This window comes from Flavobacterium sp. (genome assembly GCF_046317795.1).
Taxonomy (GTDB): domain Bacteria; phylum Bacteroidota; class Bacteroidia; order Flavobacteriales; family Flavobacteriaceae; genus Flavobacterium.
Genome location: NZ_JBKCVI010000169.1, coordinates 1 through 8697, shown reverse-complemented (window position 1 = coordinate 8697; position 8697 = coordinate 1). Strand labels below are relative to the sequence as shown.

9 protein-coding genes and 1 pseudogene are annotated in these 8697 nt (G+C 36.0%); all 10 read right to left on the bottom strand.

The window, feature by feature from the left end; all coding sequences use genetic code 11:
* Positions 1-729 precede the first annotated feature (729 nt).
* A pseudogene (locus ACK5ON_RS10065) lies at positions 730-1581 on the bottom strand (NADH-quinone oxidoreductase subunit F); the annotation flags it as partial.
* The gene (locus ACK5ON_RS10060) at positions 1581-1943 is read right to left on the bottom strand and encodes a DUF86 domain-containing protein (protein ID WP_396175574.1); all 363 of its coding nucleotides are present in this window, start codon (positions 1941-1943) and stop codon (positions 1581-1583) included. The pseudogene ACK5ON_RS10065 and the gene ACK5ON_RS10060, both read right to left, overlap by 1 nt.
* Entirely contained in the window at positions 1933-2226 is a 294-nt protein-coding gene (locus ACK5ON_RS10055) for a nucleotidyltransferase family protein (RefSeq protein ID WP_396175576.1), read from the bottom strand. Before ACK5ON_RS10055 ends, ACK5ON_RS10060 begins: the two co-directional genes overlap by 11 nt.
* A 2-nt stretch (positions 2227-2228) precedes the next feature.
* On the bottom strand, positions 2229-2759 hold the full coding sequence (locus ACK5ON_RS10050; RefSeq protein ID WP_396175578.1) for a complex I 24 kDa subunit family protein: 531 nt from the start codon (positions 2757-2759) through the stop codon (positions 2229-2231).
* 122 nt (positions 2760-2881) lie between these two features.
* Complete coding sequence (locus ACK5ON_RS10045) at positions 2882-4117, bottom strand: NADH-quinone oxidoreductase subunit D (protein WP_396175580.1); 1236 nt, start codon at positions 4115-4117, stop codon at positions 2882-2884.
* A gap of 28 nt (positions 4118-4145) precedes the next feature.
* Positions 4146-4667 (bottom strand): NADH-quinone oxidoreductase subunit C, encoded by a 522-nt coding sequence (locus ACK5ON_RS10040; protein ID WP_409822118.1) that lies wholly within the window; start codon positions 4665-4667, stop codon positions 4146-4148.
* 1 nt (position 4668) lies between these two features.
* On the bottom strand, positions 4669-5214 hold the full coding sequence (locus ACK5ON_RS10035; RefSeq protein WP_396175584.1) for an NADH-quinone oxidoreductase subunit B: 546 nt from the start codon (positions 5212-5214) through the stop codon (positions 4669-4671).
* Positions 5215-5226: 12 nt separating this feature from the next.
* Complete coding sequence (locus ACK5ON_RS10030) at positions 5227-5592, bottom strand: NADH-quinone oxidoreductase subunit A (RefSeq protein WP_396175586.1); 366 nt, start codon at positions 5590-5592, stop codon at positions 5227-5229.
* A 207-nt stretch (positions 5593-5799) separates the two neighbouring features.
* Positions 5800-6000, bottom strand: a complete 201-nt coding sequence (locus ACK5ON_RS10025) for a cold-shock protein (protein WP_136151253.1) — start codon at positions 5998-6000, stop codon at positions 5800-5802.
* Between the two features lie 218 nt (positions 6001-6218).
* The gene (gene aspS / locus ACK5ON_RS10020) at positions 6219-7982 is read right to left on the bottom strand and encodes an aspartate--tRNA ligase (RefSeq protein ID WP_409822116.1); all 1764 of its coding nucleotides are present in this window, start codon (positions 7980-7982) and stop codon (positions 6219-6221) included.
* Between the last annotated feature and the right edge of the window lie 715 nt (positions 7983-8697).

Sequence of the window (8697 nt, the reverse complement as noted above, 5' to 3'; positions counted from 1 at the left end):
GTCCAATATCGCTCCCATGGGAATATTAGTTGGGACTTGACTTGGACTGGCAGTTGGGGCAGAGGTTGGTGTGGGAGCAATAGTTGGGGAAGAGGTTGGTGTGGGAGCATGGGTTGGAGCAATTGTTGGCATTGGAGCATTGATTGGAGCCTTGGTACCGTCGCATGGTCCCAGACGGGTCCAAGCAATGTAATCATATTGTTTACCAGGAGCGAATGTGACTTGATTGCAGTACCCTGAGTTTGGCCACTCCCGACATTGGTACATAATCTTTTGCAACGGAGTGGAGCTGATCGTCTTACTCACTATACTTCCTGCCTTGTAAGAGTTGATTGACGAAATATTGTAGTCATCTGGGCAACCACCAGGAATCACTGACAGTGGATCAAAGGTTGGACTTGATGTTGGAGTAAAGGTTCCAGTGCAATCCCCACCATACGTCCATCCCATATGACCACATTGAACATACTGCAAAAGTTCGAATACGGCCATGGCTTGCACTTGAAGACAGCTTGGACTTTTACTGGAGTAGTAGATACAGTCACACTCACTTGATCATTCACTTGGTACTTTTGGTGGTTGCCGAAAGACCATTCCTCGGGGCATCCACGATCCTCGAGCGGACCTGGAATGGGTGCCTTGGTACCAGTGCAATACCCAACGACTTGCCATGCATGCTCCCAGTTCCTGCCTGACGTGGATAGGAGACTTGGTTCAAAGCCTTTCTGAGAGCAGGATTGACTCTGGGGCCAGCTCTTGCATTCCACAACAATATTCATCGGAATTCATAAACTCATAAACCGAAACACCTAATTCGATTTCGAAAACCCCTTGATTTTTGATGTTACCTGAAGCCGAAATTAATTTGGTACCTGTAGAACGACCAATCCCGATACCTGCATAATCAGCACCAGAATTGTTTACAATCCAAGGCACAGCGGCAATCGTTTCAACATTATTTACCACGGTTGGGTTTTGCCAAAGACCTTTCACAGCAGGAAATGGTGGTTTCAATCTTGGGTTGCCGCGTTTTCCTTCTAAACTTTCTAATAATGCAGTTTCTTCTCCACAAATGTATGCGCCACCACCAATTTGAACGTATAATTCTAAATCGTAGCCCGAACCTAATATATTTTTTCCTAACCAACCCGCAGCTTTTGCTTCGGCGATAGCATATTCTAAAATTTTGTATATCCACATGTATTCACCACGAATGTAGATGTAGGATAGGTTGGCACCCAAAGCATAACTTGAGGTAATCATTCCTTCTATTAAAAGATGCGGAATGTATTCCATTAAGTAACGGTCTTTAAAAGTTCCCGGTTCCGATTCATCGGCATTACAAACTAAATGTCTAGGATTTCCCGATTTTTTATCGATAAAACTCCATTTCATTCCGGCCGGAAACCCTGCGCCACCACGACCACGAAGTCCTGAAGTTTTTACTTCTTCAACCACTTCATCCGGGGTCATTTTTTTTAGGGCTTTTTCAACAGAAGCATAACCGCCTTCTTTGCGGTATACTTCGTAGGTTTTGATGCCTGGAACGTTAATCTTGTCTAATAATATTTTTCTTCCCATTATTTTAAATATTGGTCTAAATCCTTTAATATGCTTTGAATATCTTTTTTAAGAGGAACCATATCTATAGTTGCTATTTGATATAATAGTGTTTCATCAATTCTAAAATATTCATGTGAAATAATATTTCTTGTTGAAATAATTTTTTTCCAAGGCGAAGATGTTTTTGTATTATGAAGCACCTCTTCAGAGATATGATTAGTTGCTTCTCCAATAATTTCAAGTAATCTTTCGATCGCTAGTTTTTTTTCTAAATTGTTTGAAAAATCTTCAAGTGAAACACCTCTTAAAATGATTTCTATATTTTCTATAGCTTCAATTATGTGAATAATTCTTTCTCTATCGCCTAGATTATGCTTCATATATTAAAATTTTATCATTATTAATATACTTTTCAATCAATGGTGATATGTATTTTACAGAGACGAAATCAACATCTTTATTTAATAAATTTTTTATTTCTTCCCACCATCCTGCATAATTCAATCCAATATGTTGACTGTAATCCCAATCAATTAATAAATCTACATCGCTATTTTCGTCGGCTTCACCTCTTGCATAAGAACCAAATAAATATACTTTTTTCACAGGTTTATTCGTGAAAAATGTTTTGATTTGGTTTATCTGTGAGGATGTTAATTCCATTTTTATTTATCGTGCAATACTATTTTTCCGTCTTTGCAATCATCAATTAGCTGGTCTACTTTTTCCTTCGTTAAATGCTCTTGGTAGAAATCACCCAGTTGCATCATTGGCGCATAACCACAAGCACCAAGACATTCAACTCCTCGAACTTCAAAAAGTCCATCAGCAGTTGGTTCACCAATACCAACGCCCAATTTTGAACAGGTGTAATCCATCAAATCTTCCACGCCGTTTTGACAACAAGCTGCGGTTTGACAAAACTCGAACATGTATTTTCCAATGGGTCTTTGGTTGAACATGGTGTAAAAAGTAACTACCTCATACACTTCGATGGGTAATATTTCTAAAATCTCGGCTACTTTGTTTTGCAATTCGATACTCAACCAATTGTCGTGAGCATCTTGAACTTCGTGTAAAACTGGTAATAAAGCCGATTTTTGTCTGCCTTTTGGATAATGACTGATTAACTCATTGATTCGGTTCATCAACGATTCGGTTATGTTTATCTCTTGTTTTATATGTGTTCTTTCCATAAGCCCCACCCCAACCCTCCCCAAAAGGGAGGGAGGCATAACGTGAATTTATATGTTAATACTTTTTTTCATTTTTATTTTAAAACCTTTAGTAGCCCCTCCTTTGGAGGGGTTGGGGAGGCTTACGCATCCAATTCGCCCGCAATTACATTTAAACTTGATAATATTACGATAGCATCAGAAAGCATGGCACCTTTTATCATTTCTGGATACGCTTGGTAATAAATAAAACAAGGTCTTCTGAAATGTAAACGGTATGGTGTTCTACTTCCGTCGGTAACTAAATAAAATCCTAATTCTCCGTTTCCACCTTCTACTGCGTGATAAATTTCTGCCACAGGGACTGGAACTTCACCCATCACAATTTTGAAGTGATAAATTAAGCTTTCCATATTATTATAGACATCTTCTTTTGGAGGTAAATAATAATCGGGAACGTCAGCATGAATCGGTCCTTCTGGCAATTTGGCTAATGCCTGACGAATGATACTTAAACTTTCCCAAACTTCGGCATTGCGAACACAAAAGCGATCGTAAGTATCTCCTGATTTTCCAACGGGAACAATGAAATCAAAATCTTCATAAGAAGAATAAGGTTGCGCCACACGAACATCATAATCTATTCCGGCGGCACGTAGGTTTGGACCAGTAAATCCATAAGCCATGGCGCTTTCGGCAGTGATAGGACCTACATTTACGGTTCTATCGATAAAAATTCTGTTTCTTTCAAAAAGGTTTTCGAATTCTTTCCAACACACTGGAAATTCTTCCAGGAAAGTATTCAATAATTCAAAAGCTTTTGGCGACCATTCTCTTTCGAAACCACCAATTCTTCCCATATTAGTTGTTAAACGGGCACCACAAATTTCCTCGTAGATTTCGTATATTTTTTCTCTGAATTGAAATACATAAAGAAAACCTGTATAAGCTCCAGTATCAACACCAAGGATTGAATTACAAATTAAGTGGTCCGTTATTCTTGCTAATTCCATCACGATAACCCTTAAATATTGAGCACGTTTGGGTACTTCAATATCCAATAATTTTTCCACGGTCATCCACCAAGCCATGTTATTGATGGGAGAAGAACAGTAGTTCATTCGGTCTGTCAACACATTTACTTGGTAAAAAGGGCGGTTTTCGGCAATTTTTTCAAAAGCACGATGAATATAACCAATAGTGGGTTCAGCATCCAATATTCTTTCTCCATCCATCAATAGAATATTTTGGAAAATACCATGGGTTGCTGGATGTGTTGGCCCAAGATTTAATATTGAGAGTTCGCTTCCGTCTTCGTTGCGCGTTTGTTCAATAATTTTGGCATATCGATGCTCTGGTAATAATAATAAGTCTGACATTTTATAATGTTGAATTATTTATTTTGTTTTATAACTTTTGCGCAGTTCTTCCAAAGAAACGATCGTCTTTGTCGGTTCTTCCGCTATCTTCCATTGGAAATTCTTTTCGCATCGGGTGAGAAATCATTTCGTCCATATTTAAAATCCGTTTTAACTGTGGATGTCCTTTGAAATTTATTCCGTAAAAATCCCAAGTTTCTCTCTCCATCCAATTGGAAGTGAGAAATAAATCTGTAATTGTGTTCACTTCGGGATTTTCACCTGCTAAAAAAGTGGTTATTCTAATTCTACTATTTTCAACCCAATTGTGCAAGTGATACACCACAGCAAATTGGTGATTTTCATCATTATCAGGATAGTGAATACCACATAAGTCAGTTAGAAAATGAAAGTTAAATTCTTCGTCCACTTTCAAAGTTCGAATGACTTCGTGAATAGCATCTGGAGTAGCTTCAAAAGAAAAAATATCTTTACTCATTCCAAAATTCAGTACTTTGTTACCAAATTTTTGAGTTAATTTTTTTTGTATAATTGCGTTTTCTAAAGCCATATTAAAGATTATAAGAAGCTAATAATTCTTTATATTCTGGAGAGCTTCTTCTGCGCACCGATTCACTTCTCACTATATCCTGCAATCGCATCACGCCATCAACAATCTGTTCTGGTCTGGGCGGACAACCTGGAACGTACACATCTACAGGAATTACTTTGTCAATCCCTTGTAAAACAGAATAAGTATCAAAGACACCTCCTGATGAAGCACAAGCGCCAACGGCAATTACCCAGCGAGGTTCTGACATTTGTTCGTAAACTTGACGTAAAATAGGCGCCATTTTCTTTGAAATAGTTCCCATTACCATCAACATATCCGCTTGACGAGGAGAAAAACTAACTCTTTCTGAACCGAAACGAGCCAAATCATAATGCGAAGCCATGGTTGCCATAAACTCAATTCCGCAACAAGAGGTGGCGAAAGGCAATGGCCAAAGCGAATTAGCGCGAGCCAATCCAACTACATCGTTAAGCTTGGTAGCAAAGAAACCTTCTCCAACAACTCCTTCTGGTGGAGCAACCATATTTGTTTTTATTTCACTCATAACAATTGTTTTTTATTCCCATTCTAGAGCTTTCTTCTTAATTATATAGAAGAAACCAACCAAAAGCAACATCATAAAAATAACCATCTTGATCATACCCTCCATCCCTAAAGCTTTAAAATTAATCGCCCAAGGGTAAAGAAAAATCACTTCCACATCAAAAAGTACAAAAAGGATAGCTACTAAGAAATATTTTACTGAAAAAGGAATTCGGGCATTACCAACAGATTCAATACCACACTCGAAGTTTTTATCTTTGTTTGCGGAGTGTCTTTTAGGCCCTAGAAAGCTAGAACCAACTATTGTTAACACAACAAAACCTACAGCTAAACCAGCTTGCATTAGTATCGGTAAATAATCTAATTGATTAGATTGCATAATGCTAAATATTAAGAGTTTTTTAAATAGGCACAAATATACATCGCAATATTTAAATCGCAAAAATCAAAAGTTAAACGTTTGTTATTTATTTCAAAAAAATGGACTATTTAAAATGATTATGAATAGTTAGTTCATGATATAAAAAAAACGTCCCGATTCAATCGAGACGTTTTGTTACTCTAGGTAATCAAAAAATAATATATATTAGTCTTCGATAGCTACTACTTGAGCGGCTACTTTACCTTTTCTACCTTCTTCTTCTTCGTAAGATACTTTGTCCCCTTCGTTTAAACCTTCCGATTTAACTCCAGTTGCATGTACGAAAATGTCTTTTCCAGTTTCATCATCTGTGATGAAACCATAACCTTTAGACTCGTTGAAAAATTTTACTGTTCCTGTGCGCATTTTATATTGTAAAAATAATTAATAATGGTCAAAGATATACTTATTTCTGACATGACAAACAAAAATAATTTAAAAAAATAAAAATAAAAGCTTAAACTAAGATTATAATCAAATGATTTTCAATATAATATTTGAATCATTCTAAAAATAGAAGCTTAAATAGTAATCATTTATGAACAGTTAAATGTATGCTCAACGCTAATTTAAGAATATGATATTTATGACGTAAAATCTATTTTAATATGTAATTCATTCAATTGTGACCCGTCAATCACCGATGGTGCATCAATCATGACATCTCTTCCTGAATTATTCTTTGGGAAAGCAATAAAATCGCGAATGGTTTCTTGTCCGCCAAGAATTGCCACCAATCGATCCAATCCAAACGCTAAACCTCCGTGTGGTGGCGCACCAAATTGAAAGGCGTTCATTAAAAATCCAAATTGTTCCTCTGCTTGTTCTGGAGTAAATCCTAATAATGAGAACATTTTGCTTTGCAACTCTCTATCGTGTATTCTTATAGAACCACCGCCAATTTCATTTCCGTTCAAAACCATATCATAAGCATTGGCACGAACTTTTCCGGGTTCAGTTTCAAGGAGTTTGATATCTTCTGGTTTTGGAGAGGTAAACGGATGGTGCATCGCATGAAATCTATTGCTGTCTTCATCCCATTCTAATAATGGAAAATCGACTACCCATAGCGGAGCAAAAACTTCTGGCTTTCTTAAACCTAATCGTGTTGCCATTTCCATGCGCAAAGCAGAAAGCTGTGTTCTCGTTTTGTTTGTTTCTCCCGAAAGAATTAATAATAAATCGCCTGACTTTGCCTTGCATTTTTCTGCCCAAGTTTTTAAAACGGCTTCATTAAAAAATTTATCTACCGATGATTTTAGCGTTCCATCCTCATTATAGCGCACATAAACCAAACCTTTTGCACCCACTTGTGGTCGTTTAACCCAATCGGTCAATTCGTCTAATTGTTTTCGAGTGAAATTTGCACAACCTTCTACATTGATAGCTAAAACAATTTCAGAATCATCAAAAACAGGAAAACCTTTGGGCTCAAATGTTCCCCCTTCGGGGATTAGGGGGCAGAATCGCATATCAAAACGAATGTCTGGTTTGTCGTTTCCATACGTTTTCATGGCGTAATCGTAGGTCATTCTTGGGAATTCAGCCACATCAATGCCTTTTATTTCTTTTAACAAATGACGCGTCAATCCTTCAAAAACATTCAGGATATCTTCCTGTTCCACAAAAGCCATTTCACAATCGATTTGTGTGAACTCAGGTTGTCTGTCGGCTCGCAAATCTTCGTCGCGGAAACATTTTACAATTTGAAAATACTTATCCATCCCACCAACCATTAATAATTGTTTGAAGGTTTGTGGCGATTGTGGCAAAGCATAAAATTGTCCTGCATTCATTCGGCTTGGCACAACAAAGTCACGCGCACCTTCTGGTGTTGATTTGATTAGATAAGGAGTTTCTACCTCACAGAAATCCAAATCAGAAAGGTATTTACGCACTTCCATCGCCACTTTATGACGAAAAAGCAAACTGTTTTTTACCGGATTTCTTCGAATATCAAGGTATCGGTATTTCATTCGGATGTCTTCACCACCATCGGTTTCGTCTTCGATGGTGAATGGAGGCGTTAAAGCGGCATTAAGTAGGGTCATTTCTGTAACCAAAATTTCAATGTCACCTGTTGCCATGTTTTTATTTTTGGCTTCACGTTCAATCACGGTTCCTTTTACTTGGATAACAAATTCTCTTCCAAGGGATTTTGCTTTTTCAAAAACAGTTTTGTCTGTACGCTGTTCGTCAAAAATTAATTGCGTTATTCCGTAACGGTCCCGTAAATCAACCCAAACCATAAATCCTTTATCTCTTGATTTTTGAACCCAACCCGCAATTGTAACTTCTTGATTTATGTGTGAGGCGTTTAGCTCGCCGCAATTATGACTTCTATACATTTGTAATAAATTAGTTTAAAAATTAAAAAAATATTCAATTTGTATGCAAAAGTAAAAAAACTAATATGAAATGCTGGTATTAAATGGGTTCCCTTTTTCAAAAAAACTATGATAGTTAGTGGAAAATTAAAACGCCCTTAACGAATTAACGAGAGTTCTATCAAATAAATTTATTTTTTTATTGAAACTAGTACCATAGTTAAGTGACTTAAGTATTGAAGTGAAAAATAGTAGAAGACAGCTGATTTTTTCAATTTTAAAATCATAGTTTTTATACAATTAAATTAACGTTATTATTTTTTTATTTTTTTGTTAATAAGTTTTTCTAAATAGGAGCAAAATGAGTTAAATGGAATAAAAAATTGAAAACAAGATTGCTCTATTTACGGCTATTATATGCACATTTTAACGTTTAACGGTTACTAAGTTACTCAATAGCTACTTTTTTAACATTTTGTCGATTTTTTTTTTATATATATAATAAAATGATTACTTTTGTAAAATATAGTATAACTATTAAAATTGTTTTTATTTAATTGATAGTCAATACAGTTACTATAGAGTAGTTTTTAAATTATTTTTTTATATGTTTATTATTATTTATTAATGCTACAGATTATGAAAAAGACTAATACATTTAATAATAAGAATTTTTGCTTTTTTAATAAAGCAATGTTCATTTTGATTTTCATGGCTTTTGGCTCTGGAAATCTAC